This is a genomic window from Bradyrhizobium guangzhouense (genome assembly GCF_004114955.1).
Taxonomy (GTDB): Bacteria; Pseudomonadota; Alphaproteobacteria; order Rhizobiales; family Xanthobacteraceae; genus Bradyrhizobium; species Bradyrhizobium guangzhouense.
Map to the genome: position 1 here is coordinate 5,886,998 of NZ_CP030053.1, position 14,478 is coordinate 5,901,475.

A 14,478-nucleotide genomic window follows, 5' to 3' on the forward strand; every position below is an offset into this window, starting at 1 on the left:
GCAACCCATGCAGGACGGCATCAAGCGGCTCAGCATCTTCGACGGAAACATCATCGAACACCCCCGGCTCGGCAAGTTCCGCGAGAAGATCCGGTGGCTGCTCGGGAACACGAGCAGCGTGGTCCACACGAACGAGGCCCGACGCGCGGCGGCCAAGGGCCGCCCCTGCAAGATGCGGGAGCTCTGGGTGCTCCCGATCATCGGGCCCAGCGGCGCGATGAAGTCGACCTCGATCGGCAAGGTCGTCGACGAGATCAACGCCGACCCCAGCTTCGCCGAAGACGACATTCCCGTGCTCCTCGTGACGATGCGCGGCGTCAGGACCCCGCGCGCCTTCCTCTCGCTGGTGCTCGAAAGCTACGGCGACGCCGCCCAGGAGATCATCCCCGGATCCGGCCCGATCAACGCGCAGGTCGTGGTCAGGAGCATCTACGAGATCGCGCGGACCAAGCGCACGCTCCTGCTCGTCATCGACGAAGCGCACGAACTGCTCCGCCACGACGGCGGCAAGACCGGCCACAACATGGCGATGTTGCTCAAGACGATGGTCAACGAGGGCATCTTCAGCGTCGTCCTGGTCGGGACCAAAGAGATGCTCGGCCTCTTCCGCTCGAAGGAGCTCAAGTCCCGCACGGTCGCGGACGAGGATGCCACCCTGCTCCCGTTCGACATCAAGAAGGAGGCGGATCGGAACTATTTCTTCAAGTTTTTGCAGCGCGTCGAGGACGAGATGGTGAAGCGCGGCGTCGTCGACGAGCCGCTCGGCTGGGTGTCGACGATCGAGGATCGCGCGAAGATCTACGACATGTGCGACGGCGTGCCCGGCATCGCATGCCGGGTGCTCCGCATGGCGCTCGAACGCGCACTGCGTCTGGGCCGCACTTCGATCGAGTGGCCGGACTTCGAGAGCGCCTTCCGGGCGTTCAACGCCACCGAGCCGCGCCCGCTGTTCGACCCCTTCGCCGAAGGGCCGAGGAAGGAGACGCTCGGCCGCCTGAAGGCTGAGGCCGCTGCCAAGACCAAGCGCGGCGGCAAGGACGCGGCATGACGCTCGCGAGCCCGCCCAAGAAGTTCGTCGCCACGGTTGGGGCGCCGTACATCGACGAGAGCCTGCGCGGCTATCTTGGCCGCGCGCTGTCGGTCACCGCCGTCAGGAATCACGCAACCCTGCTCAAGCTCGCTGACGCCACCAAAGGCAACGCGGTATCTGTGGCGACCACCCTGACCGACCCGGACGAGATCGCGCGCATCGCCACCCTGATCGGATGCACGCCGGAGGACATCGTTTCGCGCACGTACCGCACCGGCGTGTTCGCCCACTCCGGCTCCGAAAGCATCGACTTCTTCGGCACCCAGATCCGCCTGCACTTCCGCGAGACCCGGTATCGGCGCGTGTCGCCGCTGGCGCTGGAGATCTCGCAGCACCACCGCTCGCCCTGGGAGCTCCGCCCCCTCAGCCACGACTTCCAGACCCACGAAAAGACCATCGACACCTGCCCGGCATGCAAGCGCAAGCTCGGCTGGCTGCGCGCCGATCTGCCGACCCGCTGCGACAAGTGCGACGTCGATCTGCGCGACTTCCCGCAACCGGTCTTTCCGATCGAGGACGAAGAAGCCTTCCGTTTCGTGTATGGGCTCGTCGACCCCGATCCGATCAAGAAGGAGGTGGCCCGGCGGCTGCTGCCGGAAGCGTGGCGCGGCTTCTCGAACGGCGACCTGTTCGAGACCGTCATCGCGCTCGCGTCCGGCCTGATGCTCGACCCGGCCCGGACCGCGAAAAGCGCCCAGGGCCGCGGCAAGAGCAGCGATCAGTTCGATGCGCTCACGCCCGAGATGCTCGCTCTGGCCGGCCGCGCGATCATCGGCGGCGTGGATGGCTTCGCCGCGCTCGCCGGGCGCCATCGCGCCGACATGGACAAGCGGCCGCAGCACTATGGACGCCGCAAGGAGCTGGGCGCGCTCGCGTATGTCATCCACGACAAGCACATCGAGCCGAAGATCCGGGGGCTGCTCGGCGAGATGATCGACGCCGACATGAAATCCACTTCGCGCGACCACTCGCTGCGCAGGGGGGCGGACGCTCACTCCTCGATGCTGTCGATCCAGCAGCTCTCGGCCACCTTCGGTGTCGAGCGCGCCATTCTGCAGCGCCTCGCCAACAGCGGCCTCGTGCCGGTGGTCCGCGCTCAGACCGTCCGCTCGCCGGTCCGGATGGCGGTCAACGACGTGCTGCCGTTGCTGCTGCAGATGAAGGACGCCGTCAGCGAAACCGCAGCGGCCGGGCTGCTCGGGCTGCCGCCGACCGTGCTGCCGAGCCTCGTGGACCGCGGCCTCATCCGCCGCCTGGACGGACCGGTCTGCGGCCTGGTCGCCGGGTATGCTGGCTACAGCAAGGCCTCGATCGACGACCTGATGGACAAGGTGTGGTCCGCGGCCCGTCCCGCGGGCGACAAATGCCGCTCGATCGCCGTCGCGGCCCGATGCATCGGCCCCGGCGAGACGCCCTGGGCGGCGATCATCTCGGCCATCGTCGCCGGCGACGCAGAGATCTTCGACAAGGGCACCAAGCGCCGCAACCTGCGCTTCAGCCTCGCCGTCGAGGACATCGACGCCTTCGTCGACGGCGTTTCAGGTCACCTGCACGACAATCCCTCGGACGCGAAACCGCCGGAGTGGATCGCGCAGTCCACCGCCGCCGAAATCCTGCACGTGAACGTGGCCTTCCTGTCCCGCCTCGCCCACGCCAGGCCGGACCTGCTGGCGCAGCGCGGCCCCAGCTACACGCCCTACTCGACCATCGAGGTCCACGCGCTCGGCGGCGTCTACATGTTCGTCGCCGAGATCGCCAAGCGCAGCGGGATGCATCCGCGCAAGGTGCCCACCTGGCTGCGGACCAACGGCGTCGCTCCCGAGATCGCGCTGCAGGAGAACCGCGACTTCGGATACCTCCGCCTCGCCGTCGAGCCACTGCTGACCGAGTTTGTCGACCACATCGCCAATAAGACGGCCGCCCTCGCCGAGGCGCCCGAGACAGCCCGCACCAGGTTCATCGCAGCGGTCGCGGCCGGCGCCGGACCGAAAGCGACCGCTGCGGCGATGGGCCTGCCCTACCGCCAGGCCAAACGCTGGGTCGAGGTCTGGCGCGAAACCGGCGCCGTCGCGGAGCGCAAGCACGGCTACCGCTCGAAGCTCGACGCCCACGAAGACTTCCTGCGCCATCTCGTCGCCAGCCGTCCGACGATCAAGCTCGCGCAGATCCACGAAGCAGTCACCGGCCAGGGCGTGGACGCCAGCAAGACCGCCGTCTGGAAGGCGCTCGTGCGCTTCGGCATCGCGCTCGCCGACCGCGACGCCAGGCAGGCCGCGGAATCCTCCCAATCCTAGCAACCAAGAAAGGAAACCATGTGAAGTTCGACACCAAGCAGTTCGCGCCGACGCCGACGCTCCCCACGCGCCCCAACGAGGCATGGGCAATCGATTTCGCGATGCTCGACCAGGATCGCCGGGCACTCGTGATGATGGTCGTCGATGTCGGCACCCGCCGACCTCTGAGCGCGACGGTGTGCCTGCCGATCGTCGATGACGTCGTGGCCACGATGCGCCGCCTCGTCCGGCGTTCGGGGCGCCCTCAAGAGGTTTGGCTGGACGCGGGCTTCCGCGCCGATCCGATGCTGCAGGCCTGGGCTCGCGAGCATTCCGTCTTGCTCGTCTACACCCCGGCGGGCTTGCCGCGGATGAATAATCCCGCGGAGCGGATCCTCCACCACCTCGCGTCCTTCCTCCATGGCAGGTGCTTCCCGGAACTCATGGAGCTGGGCCACGAGATCGAACGCTGGCGCCAGTCCTACAAGACGGCCGTTCGCACCATCCCCGAAGTCAACCAGTAAGAGGAGTAGACGATGAACATCATCATGATGCCCGAGCACCGCGTGAAGCGCACGGCCAAGCGACTGCGCAAGGTCCTGCGGGATCTCGGTGTCGAACTCTGGTACAAGCAGTGCCTCGAAATCGCGGCCCGCCTTTGCGGGTTCGACGACTGGGATCACTTCCGCGCCCGCGATGTCAACGCGCCGCTGAGCCCGTTCGACGATTATCTGTCGGAGGAGGATTTCGCCATCCGCGATACGTTCCAGATGGGCGTGCTGGAGACGGCGGGTCTTGGCTCCATCGCCCGCGAAGTGCTGGACCGCGTGAACCCCACCGGCTCGTGGGCGCCGGTGCCGGCCGAGGAGGCCGACGGCTAGGCGAGGCCGGCAACGATCCGGCCGCTGGAGCGAGGACCGGCCGCCGATGACGGGCTAGTCGATGCCTTGCGTCGGCAGCGGCGGCCGCCGACGCAAGGCGGCCCTCCGGAGTGGCGAAATTCAGACTTTGCCGCCGAGAGGCGCGTTTCCGCCGACGACAGAGGGCCTTGGACCTACGCCAGCAATCTTAGCTACCAGTCTCGCCGCTCGGCCCCCTCATCCTCCTCATTCGCCTGATACTGGTAACTTTCGGCAATCTTATTCAGGAGCGCGCGCGTCCTCACGTTCGCGGCTCCTGCCGACTTGGCATCGGAACGGTACATCGCCACCAAATCACGTTCCTGATCTCCACCATCGTTGGCTCTTCGCATGGTGATGCCGCGGCGATTGCGCAGAGCCACATAGAATCCTTCTTCCAGATCAACGCTTCTCGAGCTTTCGAGTACCTGCCGCACCGCCTCGGGCGGCCAAGGCACGCCGTCCGTCCTAGTAGCCGCCGACAGGATGGCCCCGATCTTACCTTCCGTCACTGGCGAGAGGCGCTTTTGCTGCGCGATCCTGCGTACCTCGTCGACCCACGCCTGCAGAGCGCCCGGGTCGATTTCGCCGTCTGACCTTGTGCCGGGCACAGTTGTCCAACCCGACAGGACCCTCCACGCCTGTTCCGCGACGTTCTTGTCTTGCTCGGAGATTTCCGCGGGCGCGACCTCGCCGTCCGGAAGGTACACGCGGCCGATCAAATCCATAAATAGATGCGGCTCCATCGCGAGCGCGTCGTTCAGGTTCTTTGGTGGACGCTCGGAATGCTCCAGCAACGAGTAGTAGATCCACTCCAGTCCAACGATCTCCAGAGGGTTTGCGGTCGGGTCAGCATCAAGCCGTTCGAATAGCTGGACAGCGTAATATTGGAGCATCCCGTCGCCATCCTGATGCCCGCCGCTCGTGGTCGACGAATGGCGCAGGACAGAAACTATGAGAGAGGCGGGCACGGCCAGCTTGGGATGTCCCCCAATCCAAGCCAACGCGGTGTGGCCCCGATCGACGGCCAGAAGCTTGTCGATGACGAACGCCGGATCAGCGCTATCGGGAATCGCGTGATCCTCGATCTGTTCCCAATAGGCCCTCGCGACTTCAGCACCAGCGCCATCGACTGCGTCCCAGGTTTTCTGGCCGTCCGACAGCGCAAGCGCCAGTCGCGCCAGCACGGCGGACCCTTCTCCTCTGCTGATCCCGTCCCTGAAGCGGTCGAGCAACCACTGCTCGCCCCTCGACTGAAGAAGCCCAAAGAGCATGCTGCGGGCAAACTCCTTCAGCTCCGGCGCCGAGAGCGCCCTCTCCATCAGACTGTCCTTGACCGCGTCAGGCGCGGACGTCGAGGCAAGTGCCTCGCCGAGACGCCGCGGCTGCCGAACCCGACCGACCATGGCGATCACATCATCAGCCGAACATGTCGCCAGTATATCCTCGGCGGCATCGCGCCGCCTGGAACTGGCCTCCTCTTCCAGTTCACGCCAACTCCGGTCGCCCCGGTAGGCGAACGTTGGGCCGCCGAAGAGATAAGCGTGTTTGACGGCTGGATCGGTCGGCTCCAACTGCCTGAGCAGCTCCTTTAGCGGACGAAGCGCGTCGGACTTGAGCGACCAATGCGCTTGCGGCACGTGCTCGTGCTTGCCGATGACCCGCCGAAGCGTTTCATGGAACTCGGTCCTCTGCTCCAAACTGAAGGTGGCGATTGCGCCTCCTAACGCAGCCTGGGCGTTCGCCCTCCACTCCTCAGTGAAGCCGTGCCAGCGATCCAGCAGTGCAGCCCAGCGCTTCGGATCGTTCCCAGCGGCGCAGAGAAGGCGCTGGCCGACGGCCGCGTAATTTTCGGCGAGCTCATCGCGAGTCAACATCGGCGGCGGATCGCCGGCCGAGAAATCGCGCCATCGAGGAAATGCCGACGGCTGCTCCGAGGCAAAGTCGGCTGGTGCGAGAGCGATCAGCAAGTCCCATCCCACCTCGGGTTGTCGCGCAACGATGGCGTCCAACACCTCGAGCCGTTCGGCCGCAGCGGCGAAAGTCTGCGGAAGCCATGGCAAGAAGATGCGCTTGAGCGTCGCATCCGGACGGTTTCCCCAGTTGCCGCCGGGGTCCAACTCAGCCAACCGCGCAAGCGCAAAGGCCACCCGGCCAAGATAATCGGGACTCCATGCCAAGAGCTCAAGCGCCCACATCAGATCGGCTAGATACTCGGTCTTATGCAGGAAACCCTCATCGCTCCTGAACACCGACATCACGGGCACAGGGTTCGCATCCAGCGCCTGTTCCAGACAATCCAGAAATGCTTCGGGTGAGGCCTCGGCGAGTCCCCGGAAATCATTCGAAAGGGACCACCACTTCCGCTCGTCCGCTCCTCGCATCAGCGCCCGAACCGCTGCCTCGCTTCGCCCCTTCGCGTCGTGAACAGCGGCTGCACGTTCGGGAAAGACCGCAAGAGCTATCATGGCTTCGGTCAGACCCTTCCTGAGCAGCCTGGAAGCGAGCTTCGGCGGACCTGGCTGGAAGTTCCACTTCTCGGCAGGATCAGCATCGAAACCGGGATCATCCGTCGACAGCACACTCAAGAACGCGTCCGTCAAGAGATCGAGGTGACGCGCGGTCAGATGTCCGGCCATGAGAAACCAGCTATCCCGCAGAGAAGCGAGCTTCCACGCTGAGCCGGCTCGACGTAGTGGACTATCCAGAGCGCTCGACCAAGGGGCCAGTTCCGCCTCGAATTCCGCATAGGGCCGGCCGCTCAGCCGTTCCATGATCTGTCGGTCAACGGGATAGGCCGAGTCCCAAGCGCCGCCGAGCATGGCAGCCAGCAGCGCGGAAGAGATCGGAGGCGCTGCCCATGGCGGCGTTCGATCCACTCCGACAGGCATCAGCCGACGCAAAACAGCCAAGCTGCGTCCGCACTCCTTGGCCAAGCCTTGCGCTTTTTGACGATCGATGCCCATCAATACCAGCTCTCGCTCGACCGCGAGGCGCCACGGCCGGGGTAGCTGCATGACCTTGCTAGTCGGCACCGCTTCCGAGCCCAGGGCGACGAACACATGATGCCCGCTCTTGACGAGCGAGGCAGCCAGCCCTGCGTCACCTTCTTCGAGAACAACAACGACCTTGGCGCTGAGATCGATGAGAGCCCGCGCCGCCTCGCCGGACCCTGCGACCAGAAATCGACTCTCCCAGAACAGCCGATATGCCGTCGGAAGTGGCTCGACGACGGCGCCCAAAAACGCAACCGCCTCGTCGGTCGACTCAGCCTGAACGCTCTCCACGGAAGGCGGACCGACCAGCCAACGGCGCAGCCTGGTGGCTTCTTCATCCCGGTCGGCAAGCAGAAGGCCCGCACTCATGGGCGGGTTCGTAGCAAGGGACCATTCTTCGAAAGCCTGCCTCAGATCTCTAGTACCCGGCCGACGCTTCCCGATCCGGTTCGCGAGCCACTGCGAAACTCCAGGACAGAGGTCAAGCCAGTGCACCAAGTCGTCGCCGTCGATCGCGCCGACCTTCCGCCAGATGGGCGGAACAAGGGCTTCCTTTTCGTGCACCCAAGCGAATTTTGCGGGCCAACGATGGGGCGTCACGAAAATGAAAGCGCTGTCACCGCGCGCGATGGTCGTGAATCCAGTCGAGCGCTTCTCGAAGTCCTCGTCAGCTTTGCCCTTGATGTCGGTCCGCTGCGCGCCGATTTCCCATACCGAGATTCCATCGGGAACGTTTCCCTTTCCGGTCGCCACGTCGCAGATACCGTCCCATCCCGGAAAAACGATGCTATCGCCCGAAGGGAATCGAAGCTGGGCGCTCGGCCCCACCGTCGCAAGGATCAGTCGACTGACCAGTTCCGGAAGGCCCTCCTGCCCGTCGCGCGTTGCAGCCCATGCGGCCAGATCCTGAGCCTCGATCCATCGGAAAGGCGCGCCGGTCGCCAGAGTCGGCGCGGACGGAGCCGCGGCGGAGATGGTGCCATCCACCTCGAAGCGAACACCAAATTTGGCCATCGCCTCGCTGATGGCCTCGGCGTGCTCCCCAAGCGAATTCTGCTTTCCCCGCTCAAAGTCGGAAATCAGCCAGGTACTAACCTCGGCCGCGCGCGCGACGTCCTTCATCGACTGCGCCGACAACGCCCGTGCCGCCCGCAGATTGCCTGGTGTGATTGCCGAAGCCTTCGTCATGTTCACTCGTTGATCTAGAACACCCGGTCTCTACTCCAAGGGCACACCCTAAGCTACGGACAAAGGTCCGCCTTCTCCGCGCTGTACGGTGGAACACGTGGAAAAGCTCGTGGCTTCGGATCAGAAATTCAAGGTTCGTGCTAACGCCGCGGAACAACGCAGGGGATCGAGAGATTCCCTCCTATGCTAACGCCTAAGACAGAGCGGCGACCCGAAGTTCGGACCTTACGTGGCTGGGCGATCTCGATTCTAAATGAAGCTGGCGCGATCCGCGAATGCGAGGAGCACGGCTGGATGCAGGACCGCGCTGACCCTCATGCCCGAGAGCGGGCTTTCGAGATTGCGCACCGAGATCGTCCGGCAGGCGTTTCTCCCGCTGCAGCCATTGTCGAACTGCGGGAAGTTCTGGACTCTCTCGGCGACAGCTGCCCGGAGTGCCCGCCGAAGGTCTAGCGGCCACGGGCCGGGAAATCGCGCATCAACAGGCAGGCAGCTTGGCCACTTGACGCGGAAGTATGCAGTCTGGTCCGATGACGCCGAACACCACGGCTGCGCGAAGAGAAGCTGGGTGGACATGACCAGTGAGCACGATGCATTGACGACAGTGACCTCTTCTCCCCCGCCTCCAGCTCAGGTGTTGCTCGACCTGCTGGGCCGATTGACCGGGAACCCCCCTCCGACCGACGAAGAAACGGACAAAGCGATGTCCGAGTTCGTGGGGCATCTTGCGGCACTCGACCGACAGCACAACCGCAAGGACCGGTCCGAAAGGTACCTCGTCGAGACGGTCTTTGGGCGTGCACGGCTCTTCAAGAACGATGTCGAAAGAGTGCAGTATTGCCGCTGCCACCTGCATGTCAGCGTAGCGGAGCTATCGAAGCTTTCTGCTCGCCTGAAGAATTCGCCAAGCGGCGGCGTCACAGCTGCCTCCCTCGCCATCTGGGCTGATACCATCCGGGACTACATCTTCGACTTGCAGGATGTCGTTCCCTTCCTGCAGCGCAATCAGCCTGACTATGTGTATTTGATCGGCTTCAAAAATCCGACTGTGCATAGCTGGGAGGTCTTTCGCCTCGCACGAAGCCTTGCGTACCACTCGGCCTTCTTCCGCCAGAACGGCTTCGCTCTAGATCATAAGGCCGCCCAGATCGCCGCGATCGCCGTTCTCAGGCAAGCGCTCGAGCTTCGCTTCGAACGGCTCGTCTCCGTCTACCCGACAGACAAGAAGGGCAAACCTCCCAGGCTGTGGCACGGCTTTCATCAAGACTTCATCGTCGCAAATCCCCGCTTCTTCCAAGCTCAAGGGTTCAGCATCCAAGATTTGAAGCCCGTCTACGATTGGTGCAGCGAAATCGTTCACCAAGCGTACCAGCCGTACGCCTGGCAGATCGCCTGGGCGCTCGAGCTAAGCGGAAGACTGTTGGGAGCTCGCGACGCGCCTCCAACCGAGCCGTGGTCCATTGCCAATGGCGTCGAAGTCGTCGACGTGCAGGAGATGCAAAACGCCTTCGAAGTACACTTCCTAGAGACCTACGAACACGGCGAATGGAAAATGACCAGAAGACGTCCCGAGGCACTGGTTCGCCACTGGACCAGTGCCATGGCCGTGCATGGCGAAGCTTTCCGGCCGGTCAGACGCCGTCCATCCCTTCTACGACGCATCGCCAAGCGCATCTCGCGCCTGTGGACGGGTAAGCGATGATCCAGCATCGATCCCAACCCTCTACGCCGATTTCCGCCGCGCGCCCGTGGCCGGCTTCTTCACCGCGGTCTCCTTCGCCGGCTTCTTGCCCTCGATCGACATCAGCATCTCCTTCTGGCCGGGCGAGGCCTTCTTCGCCTTCCTGGCGGGCTTGCCGGCCTTCGCCGGCGCGGCTTCCTTGCCGACCGATCGACGCAGCGCCTCCATCAGATCGACGACATTGGTCGCCGCCGGCTTGGACTTCGGCGTGATCACCTTGCCCGCCCTCTTCTGGTTGATGAGGTCGATCAGCGCGGTCTCGTAGTGGTCCTCGAACTTCTCGGGCTCAAAGCGCCCGGCCTTCTGGTTCACGATGTGTCTCGCGAGGTCCAGCATGTCCTTCGTGACCTTCACGTTCTGGATCTCGTCGAAATATTCGGCCTCGCTCCGCACCTCATAGGGATAGCGCAGCAGCGTGCCGACCAGGCCCTTGTCCATGGGCTCGAGCGCGATGATGTGCTCGCGGTTGGTCAGCACCACCCGCCCGATGGCGACCTTGTTCATCTCGCGGATGGTCTCGCGGATCACAGCGAAGGCGTCGTGCCCGACCTTGCCGTCGGGGCGGATGTAGTAGGGGCGGATCAGGTAGCGCGGGTCGATGTCGGGCTTGTCCACGAACTCGTCGATCTCGATGGTCCGCGTCGACTCCAGCCCGATCTCCTCTAGCTCCTCTTTCGAGACCTCGATGTACTGACCCTTGTCGAGCTCGTAGCCCTTGACGATGTCCTCGTTCGGCACCTCGTCACCAGTGTCGGCGTCGACCTTCAGATATTTGATGCGGTGGCCGGTCTGCCGGTTGAGCTGGTTGAAAGAGATTTTCTCGCTCTCCGAGGTCGCCGGGTAGAGCGCGACAGGACAGGTGACGAGGGACAGACGCAGGAAGCCTTTCCAGTTCGCTCGCGGGGCCATGGTGAACGCAACGCTCCAGGTACGGGGGCTCGGACTCAAGACGAACGGCGGCCCGTGGTTCCGACAGCATGGACGAGCCCACAAGAGGATATTTTTCAGAACGACCCTCGACTCTTTTGTTCTTGATATGTTCTAATTGGATATGACGGACCGACCCGCGAGCTGGCGCATGCCCAACCCCAAGCAGATGGAAAAAATGGCCGCTGCCGTCGGCAGAAGCGTGCCTTCCAGGCCCGGACTGGCCCCGGACGCTGATCTGCCGGCGGAATACTGGCAAGCGCTTCTGGACGACCCGCGGGCGGAAGCTCGGCCAGCCCCGTCCCGAGGGGCGCAGCGGCTGAGCCAAATTCCGCAACACGTTCTGAGGGTGAGCTGTCGCCGCTGCGCCAGGATCGTCGAAATCCAGAAGGCAGATGCCGCCCGGCTCTATGGTCCGGACGCGCTTTGGAAGCATGTCGGACAACGCCTGCTGGACAACACCTGTCGAGAGCGAACCGGCCGCCACGAAGAGGATGGCTGCTGGCCGGCGTTCGATTAAGGCGCCGGTCGATGGCGCCCAAGCATCATCCGACGCCGCTCTCCGGATCCGACCGCAAGGCGCTGAACAAGGAACTCGGCAAGGCACGCGCGATGACCAACATCCTCGCCGCGCAGTCGGTCGACTTGCGGGCCAAGGCCGAGACCATCCTGCAGCAGGCCGACAGGCTGCTGTGCGAAAGCTGGAACGAACGGATGTGGAGCGACGGCGAGCCGATCGATCCGTCGCCGACCATCGACCAGGCAGTCCACGGCGGTTTCCCATGGCTGGAGATCCAGTGCTCCCGCTGCAAGACACCGAACGACGTCGATCTGGCGGCAATGAAACGCCCGTCGACCACCTTCGTGCACGACCTCGCCAGCCGACTGCGCTGCCGCAAATGCGCCAAGGCCGGCCGGCGGCCGGCGGCGACTCTGCTACAACTGAGCAGGCAACCCCGCCACGCTCGAACAGAACCCTGACCGATGTGCAACCTGTATTCGATCACCACCAACCAGGCCGCCATCAGCGCGCTGTTCCGCGTCGTCAACCGGTACGTCGGCAACCTCGCGCCGATGCCCGGTGTCTTCCCCGACTACAAGGCCCCGATCGTCCGGACCGGTGTCGACGGCCGCGAGCTCGCGACCGCGCGCTGGGGCATGCCGTCGTCGTCGAAAGCGCTGATGGACGCAACGAAGAAGCGGGCCGAGAAGCTGCAGGCGAAGGGCAAGCAGGTCGACTTCAAGGAATTGCTCCGGATGGAGCCCGACGGCGGGACGACGAACATCCGCAACGTGAAGTCCAAGCACTGGACGAGATGGCTGGGTCCGGAGCACCGCTGCGTGGTGCCGTTTAACTCGTTCAGCGAGTTCAACAAGGCCGAGGGCGGCGACATCTGGTTCGCGCTTGACGAGACCCGCCCGCTCGCGTGCTTCGCGGGGATCTGGACGAACTGGACATCGGTCAGGAAGCTCAAGGAAGGCGAGACCACCAACGACCTCTACGCGTTCCTGACCACGGAGCCGAACGCCGAGGTCGGCGCCATCCATCCCAAGGCGATGCCCGTGATCCTGACCACGCCCGACGAGGTCGAGACCTGGATGACCGCCCCGGCCGACGAGGCGCTCAAACTGCAGCGGCGGCTGCCGGACGAAGCGCTGCGGATCGTCGCCAGGGGCGTGAAGGAGGACATGGTCGGGTAACCCCGCCTCCTTCGACGTTTCGCCCTAGCTTCGGCTACTGGCTGCCGTGCGACTTCGCTTGACGACGACAGTAACCGGCCGCGAGCCGGGCAAATGCAAACTCCCCGCCTCGGCCGCTCTGTTCCGGCCGCCGCGCCAAGTCTCCACGTCCTGCTGCAGCCGGCTCGCCCAGCCGCTCTCGGCCTGGCCGAGTCTCTGTCCTGCCGATTGAACTGTCTGCATGGTTGCGTTCCTCACGCCGCCAACCGCGACACCGAGAAGCGGCGCTTCGGTTTGCCGCCGGGCGGATTGCGGGGGCCGCCATCCAGTTCGCAGAGCGCTTCAAGGATCGCGTCGATGCTGACGGGCGCCTTCAGCCCCTCGGGAGCCCGCAGCGCCGGGCAAGACGCGATGGCCGAAGCGTCCGAGGCCCAGGACGCGAGAATGGCCCGCTTTTCGGCCAGCGTCAGAGCGGGGTGGGCAACCACGTCCTTCGGATGTTCGAAGACCGTGCCGGGGTGCAGGATGGCCTGGAAGTCGAAGACGTTGTCGTCGGTCGCGGTCGTCGGCCGCATGATTTCCTCCATTCGAAGACGATCATTGTCGGGAGCCGCAGCGCCGCGGCTCCCGATCTCGTTCGCTCAGGCCGCCTTGGCTTCGAGCTGGTGGACTTTGTCCGGCGCGGCGCCGTTGATGGCGATCCGACGCGGCTTCATGGCCTCCGGGATCTCCCGAACCAGTTCGATCTTGAGCAGGCCGTTATCGAACGCCGCCGCCTTGACCTGGACGTAGTCCGCCAGGTTGAACTGGCGCTTGAAGGGCCGGTTCGAAATGCCGCGATAGAGGTACTCGCGCTCGGCCTTCTCGGGCTTGCTGCCTTCGATCGTGACGACGTTGTGCTCGGCCGTCACCGAGATCTCCTCGGGAGAGAAGCCGGCGACCGCGAGCGAGATCTGGTAGCGATCGTCGCCGAGCCGTTCGATGTTGTAGGGGGGATAGTTGTCCTCGGCGGCCCGCTGGGCGGATTCCGCGAGGTCGAAAAGGCGATCGAAACCGATGGTCGAGCGCCAGAGGGGCGAAAAGTCGTAGCTGCGCATAGCCAGATCCTCCAAAGAGCAAAATGGTTACGAACGGCACCGGACACGACCGGTGCCCGTCTCTCGGTCCCGGGCCCAAGAGGCACCCGGAAGCCACCCTGCGGTAGCGACAAAAAAATTAGAAAAACCGGATTTGGTTTCAAGGGCGGGATCGAAAATTTTTCACGGTCCCTGCGCCTGATCGGCCCGGCGCGAATCCAGGGCCCGTGCGCCCCCGAAAGATCCTTGACTCGCCGGGGGCCGGCATACTCCACTACACCTTTCAGCGTGCTGCGGGATTGCGTCATGGAGCAGGAATTTTACCAAGGCCTCGCCCACCGGGTCCGAACCCTCGCCGAGAAGGCCGACCCGTTCACCAGGCGCCGCCTGCTCGACCTGGCCAAGCGATACGACGCGAAGGGCGGTCAGACCTCCCGCCCCGCCGCGGCCGAGCGTCCCTTGCCCACACCGCGCACGACGCCGCCGGCGTCGATCCTTTCCGGACCGGGCGAGGCCTGACCGAATTCCGCTCGCGCCCTGAAAACTTTAGCCAATGCTCTAACGAGATTTTTGCCTCGAGGCGATAGGTTGGCCGCAGCTTTTCTCAG

14 protein-coding genes are annotated in these 14,478 nt (G+C 64.4%); 10 read left to right on the forward strand and 4 right to left on the reverse strand.

All coding sequences use genetic code 11. The features are described from left to right. Positions 1–7 precede the first annotated feature (7 nt). From XH91_RS28110 to XH91_RS28125, 4 genes are read left to right on the forward strand one after another with little or no spacing between them, the layout of a single operon-like run. Entirely contained in the window at positions 8–1,048 is a 1,041-nt protein-coding gene (locus tag XH91_RS28110; RefSeq protein WP_128953607.1) for an ATP-binding protein, read from the forward strand. Then, complete coding sequence (locus tag XH91_RS28115) at positions 1,045–3,384, forward strand: helix-turn-helix domain-containing protein (RefSeq protein ID WP_128953608.1); 2,340 nt, start codon at positions 1,045–1,047, stop codon at positions 3,382–3,384. The genes XH91_RS28110 and XH91_RS28115 overlap by 4 nt, the downstream gene beginning before the upstream one ends. A gap of 20 nt (positions 3,385–3,404) precedes the next feature. Then, positions 3,405–3,887 (forward strand): DDE-type integrase/transposase/recombinase, encoded by a 483-nt coding sequence (locus XH91_RS28120; protein WP_128953609.1) that lies wholly within the window; start codon positions 3,405–3,407, stop codon positions 3,885–3,887. 12 nt (positions 3,888–3,899) lie between these two features. Continuing rightward, positions 3,900–4,244, forward strand: a complete 345-nt coding sequence (locus XH91_RS28125; protein WP_128953610.1) for a glyoxalase superfamily protein — start codon at positions 3,900–3,902, stop codon at positions 4,242–4,244. A gap of 191 nt (positions 4,245–4,435) precedes the next feature. Here XH91_RS28125 and XH91_RS28130 read toward each other — a convergent pair whose 3' ends face one another. After that, entirely contained in the window at positions 4,436–8,446 is a 4,011-nt protein-coding gene (locus tag XH91_RS28130; RefSeq protein WP_128953611.1) for a helix-turn-helix domain-containing protein, read from the reverse strand. A 183-nt stretch (positions 8,447–8,629) separates the two neighbouring features. On the opposite strand from XH91_RS28130, the gene XH91_RS39515 reads away from it, so the two are divergent. Next, positions 8,630–8,899 carry a hypothetical protein gene (locus tag XH91_RS39515; RefSeq protein ID WP_128953612.1) on the forward strand — a complete coding sequence of 90 codons (270 nt, stop codon included), beginning with the start codon at positions 8,630–8,632 and terminating at the stop codon, positions 8,897–8,899. Between the two features lie 115 nt (positions 8,900–9,014). Next, a complete protein-coding gene (locus XH91_RS28140; protein ID WP_128953613.1) occupies positions 9,015–10,148 on the forward strand; it encodes a hypothetical protein in 1,134 nt (377 codons plus the stop codon). A 21-nt stretch (positions 10,149–10,169) separates the two neighbouring features. Here XH91_RS28140 and ku read toward each other — a convergent pair whose 3' ends face one another. Continuing rightward, complete coding sequence (gene ku / locus XH91_RS28145) at positions 10,170–11,096, reverse strand: non-homologous end joining protein Ku (RefSeq protein ID WP_128953614.1); 927 nt, start codon at positions 11,094–11,096, stop codon at positions 10,170–10,172. A 142-nt stretch (positions 11,097–11,238) separates the two neighbouring features. On the opposite strand from ku, the gene XH91_RS28155 reads away from it, so the two are divergent. From XH91_RS28155 to XH91_RS28165, 3 genes are read left to right on the forward strand one after another with little or no spacing between them, the layout of a single operon-like run. Continuing rightward, positions 11,239–11,634, forward strand: a complete 396-nt coding sequence (locus XH91_RS28155; protein ID WP_128955025.1) for a hypothetical protein — start codon at positions 11,239–11,241, stop codon at positions 11,632–11,634. Positions 11,635–11,645: 11 nt separating this feature from the next. Further along, positions 11,646–12,095 carry a hypothetical protein gene (locus XH91_RS28160; protein WP_128953615.1) on the forward strand — a complete coding sequence of 150 codons (450 nt, stop codon included), beginning with the start codon at positions 11,646–11,648 and terminating at the stop codon, positions 12,093–12,095. 3 nt (positions 12,096–12,098) lie between these two features. Beyond that, positions 12,099–12,815 (forward strand): SOS response-associated peptidase, encoded by a 717-nt coding sequence (locus XH91_RS28165; RefSeq protein ID WP_128953616.1) that lies wholly within the window; start codon positions 12,099–12,101, stop codon positions 12,813–12,815. 233 nt (positions 12,816–13,048) lie between these two features. Here XH91_RS28165 and XH91_RS28170 read toward each other — a convergent pair whose 3' ends face one another. Both XH91_RS28170 and hspD read right to left on the reverse strand, forming a co-directional pair. Beyond that, entirely contained in the window at positions 13,049–13,369 is a 321-nt protein-coding gene (locus tag XH91_RS28170) for a hypothetical protein (protein WP_128953617.1), read from the reverse strand. A gap of 66 nt (positions 13,370–13,435) precedes the next feature. Further along, entirely contained in the window at positions 13,436–13,891 is a 456-nt protein-coding gene (gene hspD, locus XH91_RS28175; protein ID WP_128953618.1) for a small heat shock protein HspD, read from the reverse strand. A gap of 285 nt (positions 13,892–14,176) precedes the next feature. Between hspD and XH91_RS28180 the strand changes: the two genes are divergently transcribed. Further along, on the forward strand, positions 14,177–14,389 hold the full coding sequence (locus XH91_RS28180; RefSeq protein WP_128953619.1) for a hypothetical protein: 213 nt from the start codon (positions 14,177–14,179) through the stop codon (positions 14,387–14,389). Positions 14,390–14,478: the final 89 nt, after the last annotated feature.

Coding starts and splice junctions, on each gene's coding strand:
- XH91_RS28155 (WP_128955025.1), top strand. CDS start 11,239: ATGACGGACCGACCCGCGAGCTGGCGCATGCCCAACCCCAAGCAGATG.
- XH91_RS28115 (WP_128953608.1), top strand. CDS start 1,045: ATGACGCTCGCGAGCCCGCCCAAGAAGTTCGTCGCCACGGTTGGGGCG.
- XH91_RS39515 (WP_128953612.1), top strand. CDS start 8,630: ATGCTAACGCCTAAGACAGAGCGGCGACCCGAAGTTCGGACCTTACGT.
- hspD (WP_128953618.1), bottom strand. CDS start 13,891: ATGCGCAGCTACGACTTTTCGCCCCTCTGGCGCTCGACCATCGGTTTC.
- XH91_RS28165 (WP_128953616.1), top strand. CDS start 12,099: ATGTGCAACCTGTATTCGATCACCACCAACCAGGCCGCCATCAGCGCG.
- XH91_RS28130 (WP_128953611.1), bottom strand. CDS start 8,446: ATGACGAAGGCTTCGGCAATCACACCAGGCAATCTGCGGGCGGCACGG.
- ku (WP_128953614.1), bottom strand. CDS start 11,096: ATGGCCCCGCGAGCGAACTGGAAAGGCTTCCTGCGTCTGTCCCTCGTC.
- XH91_RS28160 (WP_128953615.1), top strand. CDS start 11,646: ATGGCGCCCAAGCATCATCCGACGCCGCTCTCCGGATCCGACCGCAAG.
- XH91_RS28170 (WP_128953617.1), bottom strand. CDS start 13,369: ATGCGGCCGACGACCGCGACCGACGACAACGTCTTCGACTTCCAGGCC.
- XH91_RS28180 (WP_128953619.1), top strand. CDS start 14,177: ATGGAGCAGGAATTTTACCAAGGCCTCGCCCACCGGGTCCGAACCCTC.
- XH91_RS28110 (WP_128953607.1), top strand. CDS start 8: ATGCAGGACGGCATCAAGCGGCTCAGCATCTTCGACGGAAACATCATC.
- XH91_RS28125 (WP_128953610.1), top strand. CDS start 3,900: ATGAACATCATCATGATGCCCGAGCACCGCGTGAAGCGCACGGCCAAG.